Origin of the sequence: Amycolatopsis sp. SID8362 (genome assembly GCF_010550475.1) — a bacterium.
GTDB lineage: Bacteria > Actinomycetota > Actinomycetes > Mycobacteriales > Pseudonocardiaceae > Amycolatopsis > Amycolatopsis eburnea.
The window spans coordinates 23,523-46,795 of the sequence record NZ_JAAGNB010001764.1; the positions used below are offsets into that span (position 1 = coordinate 23,523).

The following is a 23,273-nucleotide window of genomic DNA, read 5'->3' on the forward strand; positions in this document are numbered from 1 at the left end:
CGCGCAAGAGGTCGCCGCGCGGTCATCCGGCAGCATCGTCGCCGTTGTCGCTCTGGTGGCCACGGCGGGCGTCCCGGTCGAAGATGCCCAGGATCTCGCAGGGCCCGCCCTCGGCGCCGATCGCGTGCGGCATCATCGTGGGGAATTCGGCGGCCTGGTTGGTCTCGAGGCGGAAGCGGCGGTGCCCGAGCATGAGGGTCGCCGTGCCGGACAGGACGACGAGCCATTCGCGTCCCGGGTGGGCACGCATGCGGGCCGGGTTCTCCGGGGGTGGTTCGGTCATGCGCTGGCGCACCACGCTCATCCCGGGGTCGGCCTTGATGGTCCAGCGCAGCCGGCCGTGGGTGCTGTCGATCGTGGGGCTGGTGACGACGTCGTCGGCGGCGGTCTCCACGAGCTGATCCAGGGTGGTGTCCAGGGCGCGGGCGAGGGTGACCAGCTGGTCCAGCGCGAGGCGGCGCTGACCGTTCTCGATGCGGCTCAGGGTGGACTGGCTGAGGTGGGCACGGGAGGCCAGTTCCTCCAGGGACCAGCCCTGCGCTACCCGCAGGGCGCGGATGCGTTTGCGCACGAGGCCGTCCAGGTCGCCATCGTCTTGCGTCATGAGCAACATTGTATGCCTTCACGGCAAGTCGGGCTTACCGTCGTGCCCAGCTGGTCCGCAAGGTCTGGATCTGCGGTTCAGCGTCACCCTGGCCGACGGCCGAAGCGTGACCGCGCGCCGGGTCCTGGTGGCCACCGGCCTCAAGGACGTGCTGCCCGAAGTCCCCGGCCTCGCCGAACACTGGGGCCAGAGTGTGGTCCACTGCCCGTACTGCCACGGCTGGGAGGTGCGCGATGAGCTCATCGGCATCCTCGCCACCGGCCCGGCGTCCATCGGCCACGCCTTCCTGTTCCGGCAACTGACCGAGGACCTGACCTACTTCACCCAGGGCATCGACCTGGACGAGGAGACCCGCACCCGCTTCGCCGCCCGCAACATCCGCATCGTCGACACCCCGGTGCAGGAGGTCGTCGACAACGAGGACGGCACCCTCGGCGGGGTGCGCCTGACCGACGGCCAGGTCGTGGCCCGCCGAGTGATCGCGGTCGCCACCCGGATGGAAGCCCGCACCGAGGGCCTGGATGGTCTGAAGCTGCCGGTGGAGGACCTGCCCGGCAACATGGGCCGCCGCTTCGCCTCCGGCATGGCCGGTACCACCGAGGTGGCGGGCGTGTGGGTGGCGGGCAACGCCACCGACCTCGCCGCCCAGGTCGGCGCCTCCGCAGCGGCCGGTGCCCTGGCCGGGGCCCACATCAACAGCATGCTGGCCACCGCGGACACCAACGCGGCCCTCGCCGCAACTCCCGCCCGCTGACATCCCCTTCGGCACCGGGTCCCACCCATCCCCCGTCACCCAGCGACCGGCTCTGCTCCGGCGCTGACTCGGCACGCCCATTTCGAGAGGAATCCATGAGTACAAACCAGCCCGTACCGGCCACGCAAGCCGGCGACGGGGACGTCCCCGATGCGCGTCAGCTGCGCTCGATCCTGATCACCGTCTCCATCGCCCTGATGGCGGTGATCGCCTCGGCGACCGGGCTGAACGTCGCGCAGACCCACCTGGCCGTGGAATTCGACGCTTCCCAGAGCACGGTCCTGTGGATCATCAACAGCTACACCCTTGCCCTGGCCGCGCTGCTGCTGCCGCTCGGCGCCCTGGGCGACCGGCTGGGCCGCAAGCCCATGCTCGTCGCCGGACTCGGCGTGTTCGGCGTCGCCACCGTGCTCTCCGCCCTGGCCCCGACGGCGGAGGTGATGCTCGCCGCGCGCGTGGCCAGCGGTATCGGCGCCGCGATGATCATGCCGATCACGCTGGCCGTCATCACCTCCACCTTCCCCGAACAGCAGCGCGGCAAGGCGATCGGCGTGTGGACCGGCGTCGCCGGAGGCGGGGGCATCCTGGGTATGTTCCTCGCCGCGCTCCTCGTCGACGTCGCCGACTGGCGCTGGCTGTTCACCCTGCCGGTGGTCCTGATCCTGGTGGCTCTGGCCATGACGCTGACGTCGGTTCCCAACTCTCGCGAGACCTCGGCCCACCGGTTCGACACCGTCGGCGCCCTTGTCTCCGTGATCGCCGTGACCGGCCTCATCTTCGTCCTTCAGGAAGGCCCCGAACGCGGCTGGACCGCGCCCGCGACACTGATCAGCCTGACCGTCGGCGTCGCCGCCGCCATCGGTTTCGTGGCCTGGGAGCTGCACCGCCGCGACGCCTCGCTGCTGGACGTGCGCCTGTTCCGGGAGCGCGGACTGTCGGGCGGCTCGCTCACCCTGCTGGTGGTCTTCGGTGTCCAGGCGGGCATCGGGGTGGTCCTCTTCCCGTTCTTCCAGGCCGTACTCGGCTGGCCGGGCCTGCTGTCCACGGTCGGGATGATGCCCATGGCCCTCGCGATGATGCTGGCCTCCGGCCTGGCCCCCAAGCTGGCCGCGGGTATCGGCGCACGCTCGACCATGGTCGCGGGCATCGCACTGGCCGGCGTCGGCATGGCGCTCATGGCGCTGTTCGTCTCCGTCAGCGGCGGCTACGTCTCCGTCCTGCCCGGCCTGCTCGCCATGGGCGTCGGCATGGGTCTGTCGATGACCCCGTCCACGGAAGCCATCACCGCCTCCCTGCCGCGCGAGAAGCAGGGTGTCGCGTCCGCCCTCAACGACGTCACCCGCGAGTTCGGCACCGCACTCGGCGTCGCCCTGCTCGGCGCGCTCGTGTCCGCCGGCTACCGCGGCGCCATCGAAGGCAGGCTGGACGGCATCCCCCAAGAAGCCGCGGACACCGCCCGGGCGGGCGTCGCCAACGCCGTCGAGGCGGCGGGCAGCACCGGCCCGCACGCACAGGACCTGCTCCGCGCGGCCCATCAGTCCTTTGTCGACGGCTGGCAGCATGCGATGTGGGCCGGTGCCGCCATCATGGGCGTCCTACTCGTCCACGTCGCCCTCTTCGGCCCCAAGAACACTGTCGCGGACGAGACCCGGCCGCAGGGTCTCGGCAAAGTCGCGTCGGCCGAGGTGGGCTGAAGGGGACGTTGCTCTCATCCGACGCGCTGAAGGGGACTTTCCTCTCATGACATCGCAGGAAAGTCCCCTTCAGCCCACCTTGCCCCGGCTTCGGCCTCGCGCTGCCGGACACAGCTCGACGGGTCAGTGGGCGGTGGCGGCGGGCGGCCTGCTCGATCACGCGGGCGACGAGGTCGGGACGCGACACGGCGACGGAGTGCGATGCGGCGACCTCGGTGGTGCGGGCGTGGGCGCGCTGGGCCATGAACCGTTGGGCGGCGGCGGGGATGTTGAGGTCCTCGGTGGTGACGATGGCCCAGCTGGGGATGGTCTTCCACGCGGCGGTGGTTGCCTTCTCCTCCAGCGCGGCCTGGGCGACGGGACGCTGCGCGGCGGCCATGTCGGCGGCCTGATCGGCGGGGACGTCCGCGGCGAACTGGTGGCGGAACTTGTCCTGTCGGATGTAGAGATCGGTGGCGGTGGTGCCGTCGCCCTGCCGGTAGCTGACCGGGTCGAGGGCACCGGGCAGGGTCGAGCCGGGGTACTTGTTGGTGAGCTCCAGTGCGCTCTCGCCCGGCGCGGGCAGGAACGCGGCCACGTAGACGAGGGCCTTGACCTCCGGGTCACCGGCGGCGGCCTCGCTGATGACGTTGCCGCCGTAGGAGTGGCCTACGACGACCTTGGGCCCCTTGATGTGATCGAGGACGGTGCGCAGGGAGGCGGCGTCGGAAGCGGGGCCGCGCAGCGGATTGGCCGCGGCGACGACCGGGTAACCCTGCTCGCGCAGATCCGAGATGACGCCGTTCCAGCTGGAGCCGTCGGCGAAGGCGCCGTGCTCCAGAACGATGGTCGGCTTCGGGGTACGAGCGGTCGCGTCGGCTTGGGCACCCTTCGCGCTGGCGGTGCCGCTGAGCACGACCGCGCCGACGGCCAGGCCCGCGGTGACAGCCGCGCACACACCTGCCAGGACTCGCTTGCGTCCGTTTGTGGTGGCCATGACAAATACCTCTTCCAGGTTTCATCGGTTCGACTGATCCGGATCGGCGATCCAGGTAACCGGTTCACTGATCCGAATATATGGATCAGTGAACCGGTTCGTCAAGTGGCAAGACACCTCAGCGCACTTCGGCCTCGATCAGGCAGTAGGGCGAGCGGAGGGCGACGGCTCGGGTCCGGCACAGCCCGGCGGCGGCGAGCAGGGCGTCGAACTGACTGAGATCCCGCTCCTGCCCCGTGGTGGCGAAGAGCATCGCCATGTCCATGAGCGCGGCACCGGAACTCGCGCCGCCCTCGCCGATCAGCATCTCGACGACGAACAGCCGCGCTCCGGGCGGCATGGCATCGCGGATGTTCGACAAGATCGCGTGGCACGCCGTGTCGTCCCAGTCGTGCAGGACGTGTTTGAGGAGGTAGATGTCGGCGGTGGGCACCGACTCGAAGAAGTCCCCGGCGATACCCGTGATCCGGCCTTCCAGCCCGCGTTCGCGTGCTTCGACGGCAACTGCCTCCGCGACGTGCGCGAGTTCCAGAACCGAACCGGTCAGCCGCGGGTTCCGGTGGACCAGCTCGCTCACGAACACGCCGTGGGCGCCGCCGACGTCGAGGACCGTCGTCGCCGTACCCACATCGATGACGGCCGCGGCCTCGCGGATCACCGGAGTCGAGAGATCGGTCATCGCGGCACCGAACGCGCGCGCTTCCTCGGGGTTCTTGCCGAAGTACTCGAAGACCGTCGATCCCAGTGCTTGAACGGCTTGCGGGGAGCCCGCGGCGACCGCTTCGGGCAGGAGTACCGCGGGCAGCCAGAACGCGGGGCCGATGGCGGCTTGCGCGTAGTGCTTGAGCGAGACCGGGGAATCCTCGTGCAGCACCGCGAGCATCGGGGTCGGCGAGAAGGTCCCCTGTTCCGTGTCGTGGGTGAGTAGGCCCAGCGCGGCCCCCGCCCGCAGCACCCGGTAGGTCATGGCCGGATCGCTCGACTCCCGCAGGGCGATGTCCTGGGCGGAAAGCGGGCCGCTGTCGAGGTGTTCGGCCACCGACAGCGAGGCGATCGCCCGGACCGCCTGGCTTCCCCACGCGGCCATGATCAGGTGGTACACCTGGGAAAAGTGGTCCTGCTCCGGCGTTCCTGCGCCGTCTCCGGTGCTCTCCGCCGGAGTGGTGGTCGTCATGGTGGTTGCCGTCCTTCGGGTACTGGGGTTCAGCGGGCGATGGTGACGGCGAAGGGGGTGAAGCCGTTGCGGCGCAGGATGTGGGGGACGACGAGGATCATGGCTTCGGTGGCGCGGGCGGTGGTGATGTCGCCGAGGTCTTCGATCCAGGCGGGGTTCCAGCCGAGGTCGGCCAGGAGTGCGGTGACGGTTTTCTTGGCTTGTTCGTCGTTGCCGGACAGGTAGGCCGTGGGTGGGGTGGTCAGGGCGGTGGGGGCGGTCATGACCATGAAGAGCATGGTGTTGAGGGTTTTGACGACGTGGGTGGTGGGCAGGGCGGCTTGGAGTTGTTCGGCGAGGCTGCTGCCGGGGTAGCACAGGTCGCCGGGCAGGCCGTCGGGACCGTCGATGGTGGCGTTGGAGACGTCGATGAGGATCTTGTCTGCGAGCTCGGGCCTCAGGGCGGTGAGCCGTTCCAGCGCGCTGTCGCCGGGGGTCGCGTTGATCACGATGTCGGCGGTGCGGGCGGTGGTGGCGTGGTCGGCGTAGGGGATTTCGGGTCCGTCCGCGGGCGGGGTGCTCGGCTTGTCGTTGTCGCGGATGCCGAGGGTGACGTGGTGGCCGGCGGTGGTGAGGGTGTGGGCGAGGTTGGTGCCGACGCGGCCGGCGCCGAGGATGCCGATGGTGGTCATGACGGAATGCTCCTTGCGGACTGAGTGGGTTGGGGTGGTCTGGTCAGATCCGGGACAGGACCTCGAGCGCGGCGGCGTGCAGGCCCGGCGCGGCGGCCAGGAAGTCTCGGCTGGCCGCGGTCCACGGCTTGCCGTCCAGGTCGGTGACCGTGCCGCCGGCCTCGGCGACCAGCAGGGCGCCGGCGACGAGGCCGGAGCGGACGTCGGAGAACTGCCAGAAGGCGTCCATGCGGCCGGCGGCGACGTGGATGAGCTGCAGCGTCGCCGGGACGGACACGCGCACGACGAGGCCGGCGGTGAGCATGGCGGTGACCGACTCCCCGATCCGGCGGAACGTGTCGGTGCTCTCGCCGGGGCGGGCCTGTCCGGTGCCGATCAGCGCCGCGCCGAGGTCGTCTTTGGCCGAGACGGTCAAGGGACGGCCGTTGAGGTGGGCGCCGCCGGCGGCGGTGGCGGTGTAGGTGTCGCCGGTGAGCGGGAGGTGGACGACGGTGAGGATGGGCTGGTTGTCGCGCACCAGGGTGGCGGTGACGGCCCAGTCCGGCATGCCGTGGACGTGGTTGATGTTGCCCTCGGCCGGGTCGACGACCCACCACTCCCCCGGCGGCAGTGCGCCGCCTTCCAGTTCGTCCTCCGCCCACTGCGACCGCGGCCGGGCCGCCAGCAGCGGCTCGCGCAGGACGGCGAGGACCGCGTCGTCGTTCGCGTGGATCTCGCCGACGACCTCCGTCAGGCTCACGCCCCGGGCCTCGGTCGTGTAGCGCTCACGCAAGGTGACACCGGCGTTCTCGACCGCGGCGGTCACCGCGGTCACGAGCGTGGCGTCGAGGTCGAAAGGCATGGCTGTGCTCATCACGTACTCCCTGGATTCTGTCGGAAGAGGGGCGACGGTGAGTGATTTCCTCGGCCCCGCCCCTCCAACGTAGAGGCGACTGTCATTAACAACAAGTGCATCGTTGGCACTCGAAGATTTACCGTCATGCAATTAAGTGGCCCGCGCGGCCCATGTCCGGCTCGGTGTTCTCCCTACGCTGTCGGCGGCCTCGGAACTCCACGACGAAGTTCGCACCCAGCGCGGCGCCGACGATCCCGAGGACGGGGGTCATCAAGCCCGTTCCCGCCAGCGATCCCAGCAGCGCACCCACCAGCGCCCCCGCGACCGCTGCGGCGGCCGCGAACCGGGAACCGGGATTCGCCCTCGACCGGGCGAGGTGCGCACCGAGCCCGATCACCAGGCCCGTGCCCGGAACCACCACGACCGGAGCGGCGAGGAACCATCCAGGCGCCAGCGTCCAGGTGAACAACACCCCCGGAAACCACCCGGCCAGGCCCAGCGGCACCATGGTCAGCGCCCGGATCCAGCGGCTCGCCCGGCGGCTCGGCGCGCCGCGACGCCGGCGCTCGCGGACCAGCAGGCCGAGCACCAGCAAGCCGACCAGCACCCCGCCGGTGGTGACGCCAACGAGGAGCCCGGCGATCGCCGACATGCTCAACGGCACGGCGGCGAAGCCGACCGGGCGCCGGTCGAACTGCGAGCTGTCGACGCGGCCGGTGTCGAAGAAGGTGGTCAGCAGGTGCTTGCCCGCCTCGGGCCGGTGCTCCCAGAAGTCGTTGGTGTGGCCGAGACCGGGCAGGACCACCTGGTGCCCACGGGACAGCGCGGGCAGCAGCTCGTTCGTCGCGTTCACCGGCGGTGTGGAGAAGTCGAGTTCGCCGCCGACGAGCAGGGTCTCGACCGCGCTCGGCTGGACCGCGCGGTATGCGGCGTTGTCGGGACTGTCCGGCCACGCGGTGTAGAAGCCTCCCGGGCCGCCCCAGAGGAAGTCGGTCGAGGCGTTGCCGAGGATCGAGCCGGGATCGCCGCCCTGGGCGTAGTACTGCCGCGCGGCGGGGGCGTCGAGCATGGCGAACGACGCGAATTCGCCCCAGACCGTGGAGGTCGGCAGCGCGACCTCGGACAGCACGGACATCGCCCACTTGGCGCCCGGGCCGCCGTCGAGGTAGGCGTCGATGGCCGTGGGCGCGTTGTTGGGCGCTGATCCCGGGCCGTTGTGGTGCATCGCGTACTGACTCAAGACGCGCACGTTGGTGTCTTTGATGGAAAGCGGGCCCCACCTCGACGGCATCGTGGCGACGGCGTCTCGGATCGTTTTCCCGAGATCGGGAGTCTTCGCGGCGCACGCGGCGTCCGCCCGGCACAGATCGGCGTACTGCGCGAACTGGGAGTCCGTGACGCGCGGGTTCCAGAACAGGTGGCCGGGCGGGTTGACCGAGATCATCGCCGAGCGCAGCAGCGCCCCGGGGTGGCGCCACGCGTAGACCATCGCGGTCCGGGTGCCCGCACTCGAGCTGACCAGGTCGACCCGTTGGTAGCCAAGGGCTTTTCTCGCCGATTCCAGGTCCTCGACGCGCTGGGCGGCCGAGTAGCCGGTCAGGTCGACGCCGGCGCGCTGGAGCCGGTTCGCGCACTTGCCGAACGCCCGGCTGGTCGCCGAAAGAGCGTCCGGGCTTGTCATGCCGTCGGAGGACGACTGCAGCGCGGAAGTCACCTCGGGACAGTCAAGGCGTCGTGAGCCGTCGACTCCCCGGTAGCCGACGAGAACCACATCGTGGTGGTCGGTGAGCCGGGCGGCTTCGGGGAACTCCATGTTGGACAGGCCCGGACCGCCACCGAGCCGGAAAATCGGTTCTCCCACGGGCTGCGCGGCGGCGCGGATCCGGACGACCGGCAGGGCGATGAGGCTCGACGCCGGGTTCGCGCGGTTTTCCGCGACCACGAGAGTTCCGCAGTCGGCGGCCCGTGCTCCCGCTTCCGTGTCGTAGGTGCACGCGTCGAGGCGCAGTGAGTCCGGCGCGGCTCCGGGCGGAACCCGCGGCGTGTCGTCCGGCCAGAAGACGAGCGTGCTCAACACGAGCAGTACGGCCGCGACGCCGGCGAGAGCCACCGTCCGGCGGCGGGAGAGGGACAAGCGCATGGCGGCACGCTAAGAGCCGGACCTGCCGCGAGGCGTCACACCGCGCTGTGATCGCTGTCCCTCTCGGGAGTGACTTCCGGCCGGGTTCGCGCCGGGCACAATGACCGGATGCTCAGCAGCACCAACGAGGTGGACCGCGCTCCGCTCCGCCGCTGGCTCGGCCGCGCGGGCGGGCACGACACGGAGCGGTCCCTGGCGCGTCAGTCGGCCCTGATGGGGGCCGTGTGCCTGGTCGTCGACGCGGTGAGCTACTTGACCCGCGGCCCCGGGCCAGGACTGTGGAGCACGCTCGTCCTGATCGGAATACTGATCGCGGACGCGACCCTCGTGTCGTCGCCGAGGCTCTCCGGCTGGGTCGCGCTCGGGCACGCCGTGCTGATGCCCGCGCTCGCCTTCGTGCTTCTTCCCGGCCCCAGCGCGAGCACCGCCGGTCAGCTGGTCAGCGCCTACCGCGCCGGTGCCTGGCTGCGAGGGTGGCCGGCTGCCGCCGCGCTGGCGGCGTTGTGCGGTGGGTTCCTGGGCTCGTTGCTGATCAGTGGGCTGGACGGACCGGCATCCGTGCTGAGTCTCGTGGCCGCCAACGCCCTGATGCCGTGGCTGGTCGGGCGGTACACCACCGCGCGCAAGGCGCATGTGGACGAACTGCGCCATCAACGCGAAGCCGCGCTGCGGGACGCGCAAGCCGAAGTGGCCGCGGCAGTGGCCGAGGAGCGCGAAACGATCGCCGTCGAGCTGCACGACGTCATTTCCCACCATGTCAGCGCGATCGGTGTCCACGCCACGGCGGCCCGGCTGAACCTCGCGGCGGGCCCGCTGACCGACGACCGTGCGGTGCGCACTTCGCTCACCGCGGTCGAGGAATCCAGCCAGGCCGCGATGGTCGACCTGCGCCGGCTGCTTTCGCTGCTGCACGAGGGCGATGAGTCACCCGAACAGCCGGGGCTGTCGATGCTGCCGGACCTGCTCGACGGCGTCCGGTCTTCCGGCCTGAAGGTGACACATGTCGTCTACAACACCCCGCACCCCCTCCCCCGCGCCATCGACACCACGCTGTACCGGGTGGCACAGGAGATGATGACGAACGCCCTGCGGCACGGTGACGGGAAAGCCGCTCGCGTGGAACTCGACTACGGTGGCGACCGCGTGGGCCTCACCACTCGCAACCCGATCGTCTCCGGCGCGGATCCGGTGGGGACGGACTCCCCGGTCACCGGCTTCGGCGTCGGGCTCGAAGGAATGCGCAAGCGCGCGGAGACACTGGGTGGGTCGGCGGCTTTCGGCCTCGTCGGCGACGGGCTCTACTGGGAGTCGAGCGTGACGATTCCCCTCGGAGGTGAATCGTGACCTTGCGGATCGTGATCGCCGACGACCACGCGATGTTCCGATCCGGTTTTCGCGCGGTCCTCGACGCCCAGCCGGACATGGAATGCGTCGCCGACGTCGGCGACGGGTACAGCGCCATCGAGGCCATCCGGTCGCTTGCCCCGGACCTCGCCGTCCTGGACGTGCGCATGCCGAAACTCGACGGTCTCTCGGCCGCTCGCCAGCTGATGTCGTCGGGCCGGCAAGCGTTGAAAGTCATCCTGCTCACCACGTTCGGCACCGACGACTACCTGCGCTCGGCATTGGCCTCCGGGGTGAGCGGGTTCGTCCTGAAGAGCCTGCCCCCCGAAGAACTCGTGACCGCGATCCGCGTCGCCGCCCGGGGCGACACCTACCTCGATCCGTCGATCACCAGCCGGCTCGCCCCACGGCTGGTCGACGCGCTGACCCCGGCCCTACCGGACCGGGAACGAGCACCCGGCCTGGACCGGCTCACCGCACGCGAACGGGAGGTGTTCCTGCTGATGGCCACGGGTTTCTCCAACTCCGACATCGGCGAACAGCTCTACGTCGGCGAGCAGACCGTCAAGACCCACGTCTCACGCGTGCTCGCGAAACTCGGCCTGAGAGACCGGGTGCACGCCGTGCGCTTCGCCCACCATCACGGCCTGATCGAGCCACACGACACCTCCGGCCTGTGACGGCGACCGCGTCTTTGACCAGACGTTCTCTCAAACCCTCATGGCCGGCCTCACGAAGGGGACCGGGGGTGGCAACGGGTGTGTCTGCCGGGGAGCGATCGCGTCGAGCATGAGTGCGAGGTAGCGGCGCCAGCCATCACTGTTCGGGGCCATGGTCGCGTGGACGCTCACCAGCATCATCAGTATGCGGGGAATGTCCTCGGGGACGAGATCGTCTCGAACCGCACCGGCATCCTGTGCGCGCCGGGCCAGTTCGATCACCGTCTCGGCGAGTTCACTGCCGGCTTCGACCGCTTGGAGCCCCGCCTCGCTCGCCGCGATCAGCAAAGCGTGCTCGCTGGAGACCAACCCCATGGCCGCTTCGAGGGCGTCGACCAGCGCCCGGCGGGGATTGTCGTCAGCCTTGCAGCGTTCGAGCTCGGAAGCCAGCCGGACGGCGTAGGTCTGTTGCAGTGCCGCACGGATCAGCGCTTGGCGATCGGGGAAGTGCCGGAACAGCGTCGACGTGGCGACGTTGGCCCGGCGCGCGATTTCCTCGAGTGGCGCGCCAGGTCCCTGCTCGACATAGACATCTCTGGCCGCGCCGGCGAGACGCTCCACGTTCCGCACCGCGTCGGCACGCGGCCTGCGATGGCTGCTTTCCATCCTGCCGCTCCTTACAGGTGAGAGTCCTCTATCATATTAGACCATTCTTGCGCCACGCGCGTTTCCCCACCCTGCCTCGACACTTGACGCCTCGACCTATCTAGTAGTTAGCTCTTACTTAGCGCGGCGGCAGGGGATGAACCATGAAGATCACCGTCGACGAGTCCGCCTGTGTCGCGGCCAGTGCGTTCTGACGGCTCCAGACGTGTTCGACCGTTGCTGTGCCCGGCGGCCGCGATCCAGCTGAACGACAAGTGACGCGACACCGTCGACCAGGCGGCGTGCATCACGTGAATCCCTCAATCGAATCCGGCAAGCGAGGCTGAATCATGAGCGCTTCACCCGACGACCACACCACCCCACTGGCCTACCCGGCTCTCCGGGAACCGCAATGCCCGTACCAGCCGCCAAGCGAATACGCGAAACTGATCGAGCACGACGGCCTCGTGCAAGCGCAACTACGTCATGGCGACCGGGTCTGGCTGGTCGCCCGCTACGACGAAGTGCGCGCCACCCTCGCCGACCGAAGGATCAGTGCGGACATCACCAACCCGCACTTGCCTGTGCCGGTGCACGGACGGCCCACCTTCGCGCGAATGGACGACCCGGAGCACGCGCGGCTCCGCCGGCTCTTCACGTCGGCCTTCACCGTGCGGAACGTCAATGCCCTGCGCGGCTCCATCGAGACGGTCGTGGAACGGACTCTCGACGCCTTCGCCTCCGGGCCGAACCCGGGTGACCTGATGCGCGACTACGCCCTGCCTGTCACGTCCCAGATGATCTGCCTGATGCTCGGCGTGCCGTACGAGGACCACCAGTACTTCGAGGAGAAGGCCGCCGCGGCTTTCCAGCTCGACTTGGATCCGGGCGTGAAGAAGGCGGCGTTCACCGAGATGTTCGAGTACACGCGGAAACTGGTGAACGATCGCGTGCCCCAGCCCACGGACGACCTGGTCGGCCGCCAAGCCGCCCACATAGCGGCGGGCGAGCTGAACCTGGAGGACGCGGTGATGAACACCATGGGCCTTCTCGTCGCCGGCCACGAGACGACCTCGAGCATGATCTGCCTGGCAATTCTGGTGCTGCTGGAGCATCCCGAGCAGCTGGCCCGGATCCGGGACACCGAGGACGCTTCGGTCGTCGCCCGTGCCATCGAGGAACTGCTGCGCTACATCACCATCGCCGAAACCGCGATCGTGCGCGTGGCCACCGACGACCTCACCATCGGCAGCCACCGGGTGCGCAAGAACGACGGTCTGGTCATGTGCCTGCCCGCCGCGAACCGCGACGGCAAATTCGCGGGGGCGAACGACTTGGACATCGACCGCGACGCGCATGGCCATCTCGCTTTCGGATTCGGCGCCCACCAATGTCTTGGGCAGAACCTCGCCCGGCTCGAACTGCAGATCGCGGTTCCGGCCCTCCTGCGACGCCTCCCCCACCTGAAACTGGCCGTGGGACTCGAAGAACTCCGGATGCGGCTGGGAATCCTCAGCGTGGAAAAGCTTCCCGTGACGTGGTGAGCCCCGACCCCGGCCCGGTTCGTCGCACCCAGCCGGCCGCCGCGCCGGTCTCGGGGACGTGCCGAGGTGCGAGCGCTTGCCTTCGCGGTCGAGGCTGCACAGGATTTCCGCCGGTCCTCCGTACGCCTTGAGGGCATGCGGTGTCATCGTCGAGAACTCGGCCGCGTTCCCGGTCTCCGCGCGGCTCACGGTTTCGCCGACGAGGGCTTCGGGCCGGTCGCCGACGCCTTCAAGGACAACTTCGACCGCGGTACCGAGACCGGCGCCGTCGGGTTTTCCATCACCAAGGGGCTCGTGGCGCTCGCCGGATACCTTGCGCAGCAACAAGGACTGCTCCGCTTCGACGACCCGGTGAGGTCGGTCTGGCCCGCGGTACGGGCAGCGAGGCACAGAGCGCACGACGATCCGTGATGAACCAGCGCCCGCAGTTCAAGCCCGGCTACCACGCACTGACCTTCGGCCGGCTCACCGGCGAGATCCTGCGTCGCGCCACCGGATTGCGGCCGCGGGACCTGATCGCCGACCACCTCAGCAGGCCCCTGGACGTACAAGCGTGGATCGGGATCCCGCACCGGAAGTCACCGGCCCCGAGGCGGACGCGCTCATCGCGAAGGTCATGAGCATGCCGGCCTTCGGCCGGTGACCTTGGGCGGCGTTTTCCCGCCCCGGTTCCTCGACGGCGGCGACCACGACTTCAACTCCCCCGGCCCGCACTCGGCCGGGGTGCCCGCGGCCAACGGCATCATGTCCCACACCGCCATCGCCCGGATCGTCCTCAACGGACAGCCTCGGCTGCTCTCCGAACACTCCTTCGGCCACGACGGTGCCAGACGCCCAGGCCGAAATCGGCTTCGCCTAGCTCAACAGCCGGCCAACCCGATCGACGGACGAGCCGACCGCCTCACCACCGCGCTTCGAACCGCTCTGCGCCTCGACACCCTGCACGTCCCGCCCGATAGCCGATGGCGCCTCGATCGTTCTGTCCAGCACGGATTGCCGGCGGCTACTGTCGCTGGAGTCCCAGCAGCAGCCGTGCGTACTGTTCGCGATCGAGTTCGGTGATGAAGGTGGGGTGCCGGGTAGCGGTTCCCAGATCACGCCAGATGCGCTGTGCCGGATCCGAGTCGGCGAATCGGCTGGCGCCGCCGACATCCAGCAGCTTGTCCGCCGCCCGGCGGATCTGCCGCGCGGCGAACCCGCAATCCATCCGGGTGCGGGCGATGGCGAGGGCGGACAATTGCGCCCCCGTGCGGGTGGCTCGGTCGACGGCGTGGGCGGTGCGCGCGGCCTGCAGGATCGCACTGTCGATGAGCATGGCGGCTTCGGCGACGTTCGCCTGCACGGCGGGTGAGTCGATCGCGCGTGCAGGCGATTTCGTCGCGGTGGCCAGCGGTCGGCCGCCGCTGAGTTTCGCCACGACGTGGTCGTAGATCGCCATGCCCATCCCGAGCACCGGTGCGGCCAGCGCACCCATCAAGCCCTGCGGTTTCGGCACGCTCAGGGGCCCCTGGACCTGGTGGACCGCACCGGCCGCCATCGCGGCCCTGGCCGCCCTGGACGGGAAGATGACCTGCTCCTCCGGCACGAACACGTCTTCCGCGATGATCGTGTCGCTGCCGGTGCCGCGCATCCCGGCCATGTTCCAGGTGTCCGCGACCGCCAATTCGCTCGTCGGCACCAGAGCGAAACCGCTTTCCTGGGGGGCGGCCCCGGGCTCGCTCACCACGCTGAGAATCGCCCAGGATGCGTTGTGGATACCCGAAGCCCAGCCCCAGCGACCGCTGATCAGGTAGCCGCCGGTGACTTCCCGTGCCGGCGCGGCGCCGGCGGAGGAACCGCACACGGTCGCGTCCGGATCCTCGTCCCAGACCCGATGCCGTACCTGGTCCGGGAACAGCCAGAGGGCGATACCCGCGGTGTAGTAGACCGTCAGCACCCACGAGGCCGATGGGCAGCCGCGCGCCACTTCCGCGGCAATGGCCGTCGCGGCGCAGGCGCCGGCCTCGTGACCGCCGTACTTCCGCGGTGTGGCGAGGCGGAACAAACCCTCTTTGCGCAACGCCGCGATGTCCTCATCGGCGAGTCTTCCCGTGGCATCCGCCGTCTCCGCGCCGGCGCTCAAGGCCGGCACCAGCGAAGCCGCGGCCGACACGAGCGCCAGCTCTTCCGCGGGCAGGTCGACGGTGAGCGCCTCCAGCCGATCGTTCACGGGGGGCGAGTCCGGCTGTCCTTGCCGGTTCGTCGCGGTGGTCATGACCTTGCTCGGATCCATCGCCGTACGTCTCCGCTCATAATCTGACACTGAGTATCGCTTGTGAAACTACGGTACCAGGTTTGGCGTGTAGTACCATCAGCGTCGTGACCAACCTGCCGGAGCGGGACGAGCGTCGTCCCGGTGCACGCGAACTCGCCCGGCGTGCCATGCGGGCACAGGTGTCCGAGATGGCGCTCGACCTGTTCCTGGACCGTGGCTACGAGCAGACCACCATCGACGACATCTGCGCGGTCGCCGGAATCTCGCGAAGTACGTTCTTCCGCTACTTCCCTTCCAAGGAGGACGTCTTCGCGAACGAGACCTCGACCGCCGTCGACGAAATAGCGCAGGCGTTACGTGAACGACCCGATCACGAGGCCCCGTGGTCTGCGCTCCGCCACGCGATGAGCCCTCTCGTCGAGTACTACGCGACCAAGACCGAGCGCGCGCATCGGCTGGCCGCGCTCGCCGTGAAGACCCCCGCCCTCGCGACGATCAACCAGGAAAAGAACGCGAGATTCCGCGCCCTGATCGCACCCGAGCTCGCACGACGGCTCGGTACGGACCCGGACGACCCGACGGATCCACGACCACGCGCCCTCATCGGGAGCGCCCTGGGCTGCCTGGAGGCCGCCGTCGCGGCGTGGATCGCCGGCGATGGAACACAACAACTGGGCCGGCTGCTCGACCGCGCGATGGCTTCGATCAGCCCTGGCTCGCCTGAGCAGTAGCAAGAATCGTCACCGCGGCTGTTCCTGATCATCAACTGTGGTCGAAGGCGTCGGTGATCATGGTGCGGAACCAGCGGTGTGCGGCGTCCTGGTCGTGGCGCGCGTGCCAGGCAAGGACCGCCGGAACGGGCGTCGGGGGCCCGGGCATCGGATAGCGGCGCAGCACCGGAGGGAGCGCCTGTTCGGTAAGCCGCCCGGGAACCACGGCGATCAGGTGGTGGACGGCCAGCATCGGCAGGGCCAGGGCGACCGTGGGCACGGTGAACGAAACACTGCGGCTCAGGCCGCGAGCCTCCAGCAGTTCGTCCACACGGTTGGCACGGCGGCCTCGGCGGGAGACCACGACGTGCGGGAGGGCGGCGAACCCGGCCCAGCCTGACGGATCGCGGGGTAGGTCCCGGCGGCCGATGACGGCCAGTTCGTCGGTCAGCACCGTGGTCGAGCGGATCTCCGTGTGCGGTGGGGCCTCGTCGGTGATCTGCAGATCGATACGGCCCTGGCGCAGCTCGTCGGTCGTGGTGTGGGTCTCGCCGATGACGCGAAGGCACACTCCGGGGGCCGTCCGGGGCAGAACGGTGGCGAGGCGAGGAAGGAGCGCGGCGCCGACGACGTCGTTGCACTGGATGGTGAAGGTGCGCTCCAGCGTGGCCGGGTCCACTTCGGACACCGGGGTCAGCACCGCTTGCGCTTGGGTGACGAGGTGGTGCACCTGGTCACGGACCGCCTCGGCGTACGCCGTCGGCAGCATGACCCGTCCGGAGCGGACCAGGATCTGGTCACCCGTTGCCCGTCTGATCCGGCCGAGGGTGCGGCTCATGGCCGGCTGCGTGAGGTGGAGACGTGCGGCCGCGGCGCTGACGCTGCGCTCGTCGAGCAGCGCGTCCAGCGCGACCAGCAGATTCAGATCCAAATGCACGGGAGTCATGATAGGCAGGCCGACTATGCATTTGATGTTGGCCACGAAGGTTCGTTGACTAGTGGTGCGGCGCCATCGCGCCGCACCACAGAGGGAGTTGACGATGCGAACCGTCATTGTCGGAGCAGGACTGGTCGGACTGACCACCGCGGCCTCGCTGGCCTCGATCGGGCACGACGTCACCGTGCTGGAACATGCTCCGGAGGTACGGGCCGCCGGGGCGGGCATCGGTCTTTGGGAGAACGCGCTGCGGGAGTTCGACCACATCGGTGTCGGAGCCGCCGTCCGAGCACTGGGCGAGAGGATCGACACCTGGTTCTTCGACCCGGCGGGCCACCCGATCAGGGACGCCCGCTACCAGGACGCCGACCACCAGTTCCTGCTCGTGCCGCGGCCGGGCCTGAACACCCTGCTCGCCGACACCGTGGGCGGGGACCGGATCCGCCTGTCCACCCACGTCGCCGGCTTCACCGAGCACGACACGTATGTCGCGGTGCACCTCGCGAACGGCGAGGAACTGCACGCGGACCTGCTGATCGGCGCCGACGGGGTCTACTCCGGCGTGCGCGCGGCCATGCTGCCCGGCAGCGAAGCGGTCGAACACGGCGGCCACTACGCCTGGCGGGCACTCGTCCCGTCCGAAGGCGAACGGCCGGAGGGCACCGTACTCACCATCGGCACCGCCCGGACCCGCGGCGGGTACGCGCCGGTCGCCGGAGGCCGGACGATGTGGATGGTCAACCAGTTCGAAGCCGGCGAACTCGTCGGCAGCAAGCGGGACCGGGCGCTGCTGCGTGCCCGGCACCTCGCCGAAGCGGGCTGGCACGACGACCTGCTGGCGATGATCGCCAGGACACCCGAGGAGGCGATCCTGGAGAACCGGATCATGCTCGTGCCCGAACTGACCGCCTGGACCCGTACCCGGGTCGCCCTCATCGGCGACGCTGCCCACGGGCTTTCTCCGCACATATCCGCCGGCGGCACGCTGGGCATCGAGGACGCCGGGGTGCTGCGCACCGAACTGGCGGCCGGACCCGACACCGCCACGGCGCTCGCCCGCTACGAACGCAGCCGCCGCGCCCGATTCGCCAAGGTCCGCGAGCACTCCACCGCCGTCGAACTCGCCGACGGAGCCGCCGAATTCGCCGCGCGCTACGCGGCCTTCAGCCACTGGATGCTCACCACCGCACCGGCGACCTGAGCGCCGGATCAAGGGCGGCACGGAACCGATGGCGGCTGGATGGCGTGGACACCGCGATCCACCTCGTTCGCGCTGCCGAGCATCCGGTGCCTGACAGTCATTCCGCTTCGAGCAACGCGGCAATTCGGTCGAGCGTACGGCGCATTGCCACACGGACCTGCCTGCGCCCCACAACCACGAGCATCCGTAGCCGCTCTTCACGAAGATCCCAGGTCTCCCGGACCAGGGTGGTGTCGCCGTCGGACTCGAGCTCGTAACGCCAGATCCGGCCGCCGAAGATGAAGCGCCATTTGCTTGAGTGCGCGTGCGGCTTGCACTGCCAGGCGAACCGCTCGCCGGGCACGGCTTCGACGACCGTGCTCGTCATGGTGTACTTGCCGTGGAAGTCCATGGTCATGCTGAACCAGTCACCGGCGCCGAGCGGCCGGACCGAAGAACTGACTTCAACGGCCTCGACCAAAGTGCCCGATCCGTCGAAGTCCTTGTGGCGCACAGGGTCGGCGATCAATGCGTAGATGCGGTCCGCGGGGGCGGTGATACGACGCTCGACCGACTGGACCCAGTAGCTCATGCCGGCAGCGTACCGTCGGTGGCCTGAAGCGGTCCTTGAAATGTTGGTGCTGCGGGCGTCCACGGGGGACGATCTTCAGGCCGAGGCCGGTTGCCGCCGGATCGGGGCGACGACCGCGAGGAACGCCGCCATGCCGGCCACGACGGCCAGGAACGAGCCGAGGCTCTGGGTGGGCCCACTGATCGCGGCGCAGGTCGCGATGCCCAGCCCGATCGCCACCCGAGCGCTGCGGCGGCGCAGTGCGAGATCTGCCCGCGGTTCGCCGTCCGCCGGTCGGCGCAGGGCAAGCAGGGCGATTGCCCACGAGACGATGGCCGCGCCCGCCGACACCGACAGCAGGCTCCAGCGGCCGGCCACGCCGAGGCTCAGCAGCGACCCGGCGGTCGCCAGTCCACTCAGGGCGAGCGCCCAGGCCGGGACCAGGTCAAGCAGCGTCCGGCGGGCGAGGGCGGCTTCGCGACGCGGTCCGCGCGACGGCCGCTGCGCCAGCAGCTCCGCGATCAGCCCGCCGAGTATCAGCGTGGTGACGATGGTCCCCGCGGTCGCGTCGCCGAGCGCCGGCGGGATCACCAGGAACAGCCACGGGTACCAGATCCGGCGCCGCTTGAGGTAACGGACGGCGAGCGTGACCTCGGCGTCGCCGGGATCGGGCACGCCCCAGCGTTCGAGTAAGCGCTTTCCGTGTCTCGCGCGTGGCCAGAGCGCGTTCAAGACCGCCAGGCCGATCAGCCCGGTCAGGAGCGCGATCCAGAGCACGTTGTCCCATGCCATGCCGGACTTCCTCTCTTGTATCAACCACATGGTACAAGCCGGGTGGGTAGCCGCCGCGCCGGGGACTGCTCGCCCCGTGGCCGACGTCATGCTCCACAAGCGCGGAAGTCCAGCGGATCGCCCAGGGCATCGACGTCATCTCCGTCCTACCTCGGCACAGCGACCGTGGCCATCCCCCGCCGGAGCCGTGGTTCGCGTCCGCGCCTTGCGCGTCGGCACCGGGGCGATCATCGCTTCGACGAACTGGGACGCTGACAGGGTTGTGAAACCCTTCAAGATCACAATCGACCGGTGCGCTCGATCACCTGGCCGGCGAAGTCGAGCGTCTGGTCAAGACCGGGGAACACCGCGAAGGCATCGACGAACGCTTCGTCCACACCGGACTCGGCGTAGCGCTTGAGTTTGCCCGCGAGTACGTCGATCGACACGTCCGGTTCGAGGTTGATCCGCATCGCCGTCTTCAGCGCGTCAGGATCGCGGCCGGCGTCCTGCGCCGCACGACGGGCGATCGACCACAGGTGGCCGGCGACCTCGTCCGACAGTCCCTCGAACCCGAGCCAGCCGGTGCCGCTGCGCCCGACCCGGCGCATCGCGGCCTCGCCGGCACCGCCGATCCAGATCGGCGGGCCGCCCGCTTGGACCGGGCGCAGGTCGGCGTGCACCGGAGGCACGGAGAGAAACTCGCTGTCCCAGGACACCGGATTGGTCGTCCACCACGCGCGCAGGAACCCCAGCAGGTCATCGAGCATCTTGCCGCGCCGATACCAGTCGGCGCCGCGGGCGATGTCGTACTCGTCCTTCATCCACCCCAGTCCCACACCGACGTCGAGGCGGCCATTGCTGAGTACGTCGAGGGTGGTCAGCAACCGCGCCAGGTGCGGGGGCTCGTAGTAGAACGTGTTGAGCGTGCTGGCGTTGAGCCGCACCCGGCTGGTCGCCGTCGCGGCGACGGTCCACAGCAGCAGCGGATCGAGGTAGCGGGTCATCTGCGGCGGGTACGGCTGCGCCTTTCCCGGATAAGTGCTGTGCATGTCCACGGGCGTGACCAGGCGATCGCCGACCCACAACGTGTCGTAGCCAAGGTCTTCGAGGCCGCGGCAGAACGCGCTCAGCCCGGCGGCGCCGGCGACAGCGGGCCCTACTACGGGAATTGCGAAACCAAGCCTCATCGCGAGAATCCTCTCCGGGCAGACCCATCGTCCGCCGACAGTGATTTACCGGACTACGACACCGAGTAACGTACGTGACACTACAGTACCAAGTTTGAGATGTAGTACCATCAGTCTCGTGACCACCCTGCCGGAGCGGGACGAGCGTCGTTCCGGTGCAGGTGAACTCGCCCGGCGTGCAGACCACCATCGACGACATCTGCGCGGTCGCCGCACCATCCAGTCCGCAAGGAGCATTCCGTCATGACCACCATCGGCATCCTCGGCGCCGGCCGCGTCGGCACCAACCTCGCCCACACCCTCACCACCGCCGGCCACCACGTCACCCTCGGCATCCGCGACAACGACAAGCCGAGCACCCCGCCCGCGGACGGACCCGAAATCCCCTACGCCGACCACGCCACCACCGCCCGCACCGCCGACATCGTGATCAACGCGACCCCCGGCGACAGCGCGCTGGAACGGCTCACCACCCTGCAGGCCGAACTCGCAGACAAGATCCTCATCGACGTCTCCAACGCCACCATCGACGCCCCCGACGGCCTGCCCGGCGACCTGTGCTACCCCGGCAGCAGCCTCGCCGAACAACTCCAAGCCGCCCTGCCCACCACCCACGTCGTCAAAACCCTCAACACCATGCTCTTCATGGTCATGACCGCCCCCACCGCCCTGACCACCCCACCCACGGCCTACCTGTCCGGAAACGACGAACAAGCCAAGAAAACCGTCACCGCACTCCTGGCCGACCTCGGCTGGAACCCCGCCTGGATCGAAGACCTCGGCGACATCACCACCGCCCGCGCCACCGAAGCCATGATCCTCGTCGTCCCCCACATCCTGCGCCGCAACGGCTTCACCCCCTTCGCCGTCACCATCGCCCGCTGACCTGCCCGCCTCTTTGACAATCGTTTGGGAGACACCCATGTCACAGGACCTGGTCCGTGCCGTCACCGCCGCCGTCCGCCACGCCGGCACCCGGCTGCTGAAGCGCTACTCCACCGCCGCCCGCCAGCCCGGACTGCCCGAACTGCTCGCCGATCTGCGTGCCAACGACCTGACCGTCGTCGACGTCCTGGAACCCGCGCTGGCCGAAGCCCTCCCGGAAGCACGCTGGCTCAACGACGAACACGGCTCCGGCCCGTTGCCCGACGGAGCGTGGTGGCTGATCGATCCGGTGGGCGGCAACCTCAACGCCGTGCACGGGATGACCGACTGGAACATCGGGGTGAGCCTGGTCCGCGACGGCCGGCCGGTGCTCGCGGTGCTGTACTTCCCGCTGCTGGACGAGATGTTCACCGCCACCGAGGGCGGCGGTGCCTTCCTCAACGGCGTACCCCTGCGGGTCTCCGACAAGCAGTCACTCGAGGGAGCGGTGACCGGAACCGGCCAGGCACAGCCCGGCACGACCGTCGCCCTGGCCGACCGCACGGGCGCCTCCTACGCCGCGATGGCCAAGGCCGCCCTCTACGTCCGGATCTCGGTCCCCGTCAGCCACCAGCTCGCCCAGGTCGCGGCGGGACGGATGGATCTGCACTGGCAGTTCGACAACGTCCGGGCCCACGCCGGCGGCGTGCTGCTGGTCCAGGAGGCCGGCGGGGTGGTCACCGACCTCGAGGGCAAGCCCTGGGAGATCACCTCCGAAAGCTACCTGGCCGCCGCCCCGGGAGTGCACGCCGCCGCACTCGAGGTCCTCACCGCCTGACCCCCCAGAAGCAGGATTCGGCCGATGCCGTCGCACCCGTCCGAGAGGTTCAGCTCGTGCTCGTGCTCGAAGCCGCAGGAATAGTCGCGTTCGCCTATGCCGGAGCGGCCGGAGCCCTGCGGGCCCGGCTCGACGTGTTCGGCGTCGTCGTGGCAGCGATCGTCACGGCCATCGGCGGCGGTGTCCTGCGCGATGTGCTGCTGGGGATCCACCCGCCGGTTGGCATGCTCACAGCCTGGTACTTCGTCGCCTCCATCGCGACGGCGCTCACCGTGTTCTTCGGCTATGCGGTGCTGCAGCGGCTGCGCACGGTGGTCCAGTTCGCGGACGCCGTGGGGCTGGCCATGTTCACGGTGACGGGTACGGCGAAGGCGCTCGGGGCCGGCGCGCCCTGGTATGCCGCGGCGTCGGTCGGCATGATCAACGCGGTCGGCGGCGGCATGGTGGTGGAGACGATGCTGCGGCGCACTCCCACCGTGCTGTGCAAGGACATCTATGCGTTGCCGGCGTTCGGTGGCGGAGTCGTGATGGCCGCGAGCGCCGCGGCCGGCCTGTCCGCCACCGCGTCGACGCTGGCCGTGGTGGTGCTGGTGGTGACCGTGCGGATGCTGGCACTCAGGTTCGACTGGCACCTCGCGGTCGGCAAGCCCCATCCGGGGCCTGCCGACCGCAAGCCGGTCGCTCCCGACGCCATGGCGGACACGGCCGTCATGTTCCTGCCGCCGGGTCCAGCTCCGTGGGCCGAGCGCACGGTCGAGCTGCCTCGGGTGAGGCCGGCCGCGCCCTTCAGGTCCGTCCGCGACGAGCCACCACGCCGGGTCGCTCTGGGGACGAGGCCACCGGGAGGCAACGTCGCCCCACCCGGAGTTGATCATCCGTCTTGCTAGGCGACCGAGGCCGACCTCGATCTGCGGAGGA

Annotated in this window: 24 protein-coding genes; 12 read left to right on the forward strand and 12 right to left on the reverse strand. The window is 69.6% G+C overall.

Annotated features, from left to right (window positions below):
* Window positions 1-22: 22 nt before the first annotated feature.
* Window positions 23-604 carry a helix-turn-helix domain-containing protein gene (locus G3I65_RS53905; RefSeq protein WP_203612755.1) on the reverse strand — a complete coding sequence of 194 codons (582 nt, stop codon included), beginning with the start codon at window positions 602-604 and terminating at the stop codon, window positions 23-25.
* On the opposite strand from G3I65_RS53905, the gene G3I65_RS53910 reads away from it, so the two are divergent.
* Window positions 603-1,358 carry an FAD-dependent oxidoreductase gene (locus G3I65_RS53910; RefSeq protein ID WP_239072017.1) on the forward strand — a complete coding sequence of 252 codons (756 nt, stop codon included), beginning with the start codon at window positions 603-605 and terminating at the stop codon, window positions 1,356-1,358. The genes G3I65_RS53905 and G3I65_RS53910 overlap by 2 nt on opposite strands.
* Before the next feature lie 95 nt (window positions 1,359-1,453).
* Complete coding sequence (locus G3I65_RS53915) at window positions 1,454-3,052, forward strand: MFS transporter (protein WP_160704090.1); 1,599 nt, start codon at window positions 1,454-1,456, stop codon at window positions 3,050-3,052.
* Here the strand turns inward: G3I65_RS53915 and G3I65_RS58980 are convergent.
* The 5 genes from G3I65_RS58980 to G3I65_RS53940 all read right to left on the reverse strand — a co-directional run bounded on the left by G3I65_RS58980 (window position 2,943) and on the right by G3I65_RS53940 (window position 8,848).
* A complete protein-coding gene (locus tag G3I65_RS58980) occupies window positions 2,943-4,028 on the reverse strand; it encodes an alpha/beta fold hydrolase (protein WP_203612757.1) in 1,086 nt (361 codons plus the stop codon). The genes G3I65_RS53915 and G3I65_RS58980 overlap by 110 nt on opposite strands.
* Before the next feature lie 118 nt (window positions 4,029-4,146).
* Window positions 4,147-5,202, reverse strand: a complete 1,056-nt coding sequence (locus G3I65_RS53925; protein ID WP_160704092.1) for a methyltransferase — start codon at window positions 5,200-5,202, stop codon at window positions 4,147-4,149.
* Window positions 5,203-5,231: 29 nt separating this feature from the next.
* Window positions 5,232-5,873 carry an NADPH-dependent F420 reductase gene (locus G3I65_RS53930; protein ID WP_160704094.1) on the reverse strand — a complete coding sequence of 214 codons (642 nt, stop codon included), beginning with the start codon at window positions 5,871-5,873 and terminating at the stop codon, window positions 5,232-5,234.
* Between the two features lie 43 nt (window positions 5,874-5,916).
* Entirely contained in the window at window positions 5,917-6,726 is an 810-nt protein-coding gene (locus G3I65_RS53935) for an inositol monophosphatase family protein (protein ID WP_160704096.1), read from the reverse strand.
* A gap of 124 nt (window positions 6,727-6,850) precedes the next feature.
* On the reverse strand, window positions 6,851-8,848 hold the full coding sequence (locus tag G3I65_RS53940; RefSeq protein WP_160704098.1) for an alpha/beta hydrolase: 1,998 nt from the start codon (window positions 8,846-8,848) through the stop codon (window positions 6,851-6,853).
* Window positions 8,849-8,956: 108 nt separating this feature from the next.
* On the opposite strand from G3I65_RS53940, the gene G3I65_RS53945 reads away from it, so the two are divergent.
* Window positions 8,957-10,192: a sensor histidine kinase gene (locus tag G3I65_RS53945; RefSeq protein ID WP_160704099.1), complete on the forward strand. Its 1,236-nt coding sequence runs from the start codon at window positions 8,957-8,959 to the stop codon at window positions 10,190-10,192.
* Window positions 10,189-10,872, forward strand: a complete 684-nt coding sequence (locus tag G3I65_RS53950; RefSeq protein WP_160704101.1) for a response regulator transcription factor — start codon at window positions 10,189-10,191, stop codon at window positions 10,870-10,872. Before G3I65_RS53945 ends, G3I65_RS53950 begins: the two co-directional genes overlap by 4 nt.
* 30 nt (window positions 10,873-10,902) lie before the next feature.
* Here G3I65_RS53950 and G3I65_RS53955 read toward each other — a convergent pair whose 3' ends face one another.
* Complete coding sequence (locus G3I65_RS53955) at window positions 10,903-11,517, reverse strand: TetR/AcrR family transcriptional regulator (RefSeq protein WP_160704103.1); 615 nt, start codon at window positions 11,515-11,517, stop codon at window positions 10,903-10,905.
* A gap of 329 nt (window positions 11,518-11,846) precedes the next feature.
* On the opposite strand from G3I65_RS53955, the gene G3I65_RS53960 reads away from it, so the two are divergent.
* From G3I65_RS53960 to G3I65_RS59210, 3 genes are all read left to right on the forward strand, one after another.
* Window positions 11,847-13,040, forward strand: a complete 1,194-nt coding sequence (locus G3I65_RS53960) for a cytochrome P450 (RefSeq protein WP_160704105.1) — start codon at window positions 11,847-11,849, stop codon at window positions 13,038-13,040.
* Between the two features lie 66 nt (window positions 13,041-13,106).
* Window positions 13,107-13,451, forward strand: a complete 345-nt coding sequence (locus G3I65_RS53965; protein WP_160704107.1) for a serine hydrolase — start codon at window positions 13,107-13,109, stop codon at window positions 13,449-13,451.
* Window positions 13,451-13,660: a serine hydrolase gene (locus tag G3I65_RS59210; protein WP_160704109.1), complete on the forward strand. Its 210-nt coding sequence runs from the start codon at window positions 13,451-13,453 to the stop codon at window positions 13,658-13,660. The genes G3I65_RS53965 and G3I65_RS59210 overlap by 1 nt, the downstream gene beginning before the upstream one ends.
* A 383-nt stretch (window positions 13,661-14,043) precedes the next feature.
* Here the strand turns inward: G3I65_RS59210 and G3I65_RS53975 are convergent, their stop codons facing one another.
* Window positions 14,044-15,312 carry an acyl-CoA dehydrogenase family protein gene (locus G3I65_RS53975; RefSeq protein ID WP_239072018.1) on the reverse strand — a complete coding sequence of 423 codons (1,269 nt, stop codon included), beginning with the start codon at window positions 15,310-15,312 and terminating at the stop codon, window positions 14,044-14,046.
* Window positions 15,313-15,398: 86 nt separating this feature from the next.
* On the opposite strand from G3I65_RS53975, the gene G3I65_RS53980 reads away from it, so the two are divergent.
* Window positions 15,399-16,025: a TetR family transcriptional regulator gene (locus tag G3I65_RS53980; RefSeq protein ID WP_309236105.1), complete on the forward strand. Its 627-nt coding sequence runs from the start codon at window positions 15,399-15,401 to the stop codon at window positions 16,023-16,025.
* Between the two features lie 31 nt (window positions 16,026-16,056).
* On the opposite strand, the gene G3I65_RS53985 is transcribed toward G3I65_RS53980, so the two are convergent.
* Window positions 16,057-17,058, reverse strand: a complete 1,002-nt coding sequence (locus tag G3I65_RS53985; protein WP_239072019.1) for a LysR family transcriptional regulator — start codon at window positions 17,056-17,058, stop codon at window positions 16,057-16,059.
* On the opposite strand from G3I65_RS53985, the gene G3I65_RS53990 reads away from it, so the two are divergent.
* Window positions 17,045-18,142, forward strand: coding sequence for an FAD-dependent oxidoreductase (locus G3I65_RS53990; RefSeq protein WP_160704111.1), 1,098 nt, complete (start codon window positions 17,045-17,047; stop codon window positions 18,140-18,142). The two genes, G3I65_RS53985 and G3I65_RS53990, sit on opposite strands and share 14 nt — an antisense overlap.
* 97 nt (window positions 18,143-18,239) lie before the next feature.
* Here the strand turns inward: G3I65_RS53990 and G3I65_RS53995 are convergent, their stop codons facing one another.
* From G3I65_RS53995 to G3I65_RS54005, 3 genes are all read right to left on the reverse strand, one after another.
* Window positions 18,240-18,713, reverse strand: a complete 474-nt coding sequence (locus G3I65_RS53995) for an SRPBCC family protein (RefSeq protein ID WP_160704113.1) — start codon at window positions 18,711-18,713, stop codon at window positions 18,240-18,242.
* Between the two features lie 75 nt (window positions 18,714-18,788).
* Window positions 18,789-19,484, reverse strand: coding sequence for a hypothetical protein (locus G3I65_RS54000; RefSeq protein WP_160704115.1), 696 nt, complete (start codon window positions 19,482-19,484; stop codon window positions 18,789-18,791).
* Window positions 19,485-19,762: 278 nt separating this feature from the next.
* Window positions 19,763-20,653 carry a TIGR03619 family F420-dependent LLM class oxidoreductase gene (locus tag G3I65_RS54005; RefSeq protein WP_160704117.1) on the reverse strand — a complete coding sequence of 297 codons (891 nt, stop codon included), beginning with the start codon at window positions 20,651-20,653 and terminating at the stop codon, window positions 19,763-19,765.
* 243 nt (window positions 20,654-20,896) lie between these two features.
* On the opposite strand from G3I65_RS54005, the gene G3I65_RS54010 reads away from it, so the two are divergent.
* From G3I65_RS54010 to G3I65_RS54020, 3 genes are read left to right on the forward strand one after another with little or no spacing between them, the layout of a single operon-like run.
* Window positions 20,897-21,538: an NADPH-dependent F420 reductase gene (locus G3I65_RS54010; RefSeq protein WP_160704119.1), complete on the forward strand. Its 642-nt coding sequence runs from the start codon at window positions 20,897-20,899 to the stop codon at window positions 21,536-21,538.
* A 37-nt stretch (window positions 21,539-21,575) separates the two neighbouring features.
* A complete protein-coding gene (locus G3I65_RS54015; RefSeq protein ID WP_160704121.1) occupies window positions 21,576-22,355 on the forward strand; it encodes an inositol monophosphatase in 780 nt (259 codons plus the stop codon).
* A 56-nt stretch (window positions 22,356-22,411) separates the two neighbouring features.
* Window positions 22,412-23,242 (forward strand): TRIC cation channel family protein, encoded by an 831-nt coding sequence (locus tag G3I65_RS54020; RefSeq protein WP_309236106.1) that lies wholly within the window; start codon window positions 22,412-22,414, stop codon window positions 23,240-23,242.
* The last annotated feature ends 31 nt before the right edge of the window (window positions 23,243-23,273 follow it).

Excerpts from the sequence above, each read along its gene's own strand:
- G3I65_RS53910 (WP_239072017.1), top strand. The coding sequence starts at position 603 with ATGAGCAACATTGTATGCCTTCACGGCAAGTCGGGCTTACCGTCGTGC.
- G3I65_RS53905 (WP_203612755.1), bottom strand. The coding sequence starts at position 604 with ATGACGCAAGACGATGGCGACCTGGACGGCCTCGTGCGCAAACGCATC.
- G3I65_RS53915 (WP_160704090.1), top strand. The coding sequence starts at position 1,454 with ATGAGTACAAACCAGCCCGTACCGGCCACGCAAGCCGGCGACGGGGAC.
- G3I65_RS58980 (WP_203612757.1), bottom strand. The coding sequence starts at position 4,028 with ATGGCCACCACAAACGGACGCAAGCGAGTCCTGGCAGGTGTGTGCGCG.
- G3I65_RS53925 (WP_160704092.1), bottom strand. The coding sequence starts at position 5,202 with ATGACGACCACCACTCCGGCGGAGAGCACCGGAGACGGCGCAGGAACG.
- G3I65_RS53930 (WP_160704094.1), bottom strand. The coding sequence starts at position 5,873 with ATGACCACCATCGGCATCCTCGGCGCCGGCCGCGTCGGCACCAACCTC.
- G3I65_RS53935 (WP_160704096.1), bottom strand. The coding sequence starts at position 6,726 with ATGAGCACAGCCATGCCTTTCGACCTCGACGCCACGCTCGTGACCGCG.
- G3I65_RS53940 (WP_160704098.1), bottom strand. The coding sequence starts at position 8,848 with ATGCGCTTGTCCCTCTCCCGCCGCCGGACGGTGGCTCTCGCCGGCGTC.
- G3I65_RS53945 (WP_160704099.1), top strand. The coding sequence starts at position 8,957 with ATGCTCAGCAGCACCAACGAGGTGGACCGCGCTCCGCTCCGCCGCTGG.
- G3I65_RS53955 (WP_160704103.1), bottom strand. The coding sequence starts at position 11,517 with ATGGAAAGCAGCCATCGCAGGCCGCGTGCCGACGCGGTGCGGAACGTG.
- G3I65_RS53960 (WP_160704105.1), top strand. The coding sequence starts at position 11,847 with ATGAGCGCTTCACCCGACGACCACACCACCCCACTGGCCTACCCGGCT.
- G3I65_RS59210 (WP_160704109.1), top strand. The coding sequence starts at position 13,451 with ATGAACCAGCGCCCGCAGTTCAAGCCCGGCTACCACGCACTGACCTTC.
- G3I65_RS53975 (WP_239072018.1), bottom strand. The coding sequence starts at position 15,312 with ATGGATCCGAGCAAGGTCATGACCACCGCGACGAACCGGCAAGGACAG.
- G3I65_RS53990 (WP_160704111.1), top strand. The coding sequence starts at position 17,045 with ATGCGAACCGTCATTGTCGGAGCAGGACTGGTCGGACTGACCACCGCG.
- G3I65_RS53985 (WP_239072019.1), bottom strand. The coding sequence starts at position 17,058 with ATGACGGTTCGCATCGTCAACTCCCTCTGTGGTGCGGCGCGATGGCGC.
- G3I65_RS53995 (WP_160704113.1), bottom strand. The coding sequence starts at position 18,713 with ATGAGCTACTGGGTCCAGTCGGTCGAGCGTCGTATCACCGCCCCCGCG.
- G3I65_RS54000 (WP_160704115.1), bottom strand. The coding sequence starts at position 19,484 with ATGGCATGGGACAACGTGCTCTGGATCGCGCTCCTGACCGGGCTGATC.
- G3I65_RS54005 (WP_160704117.1), bottom strand. The coding sequence starts at position 20,653 with ATGAGGCTTGGTTTCGCAATTCCCGTAGTAGGGCCCGCTGTCGCCGGC.
- G3I65_RS54010 (WP_160704119.1), top strand. The coding sequence starts at position 20,897 with ATGACCACCATCGGCATCCTCGGCGCCGGCCGCGTCGGCACCAACCTC.
- G3I65_RS54015 (WP_160704121.1), top strand. The coding sequence starts at position 21,576 with ATGTCACAGGACCTGGTCCGTGCCGTCACCGCCGCCGTCCGCCACGCC.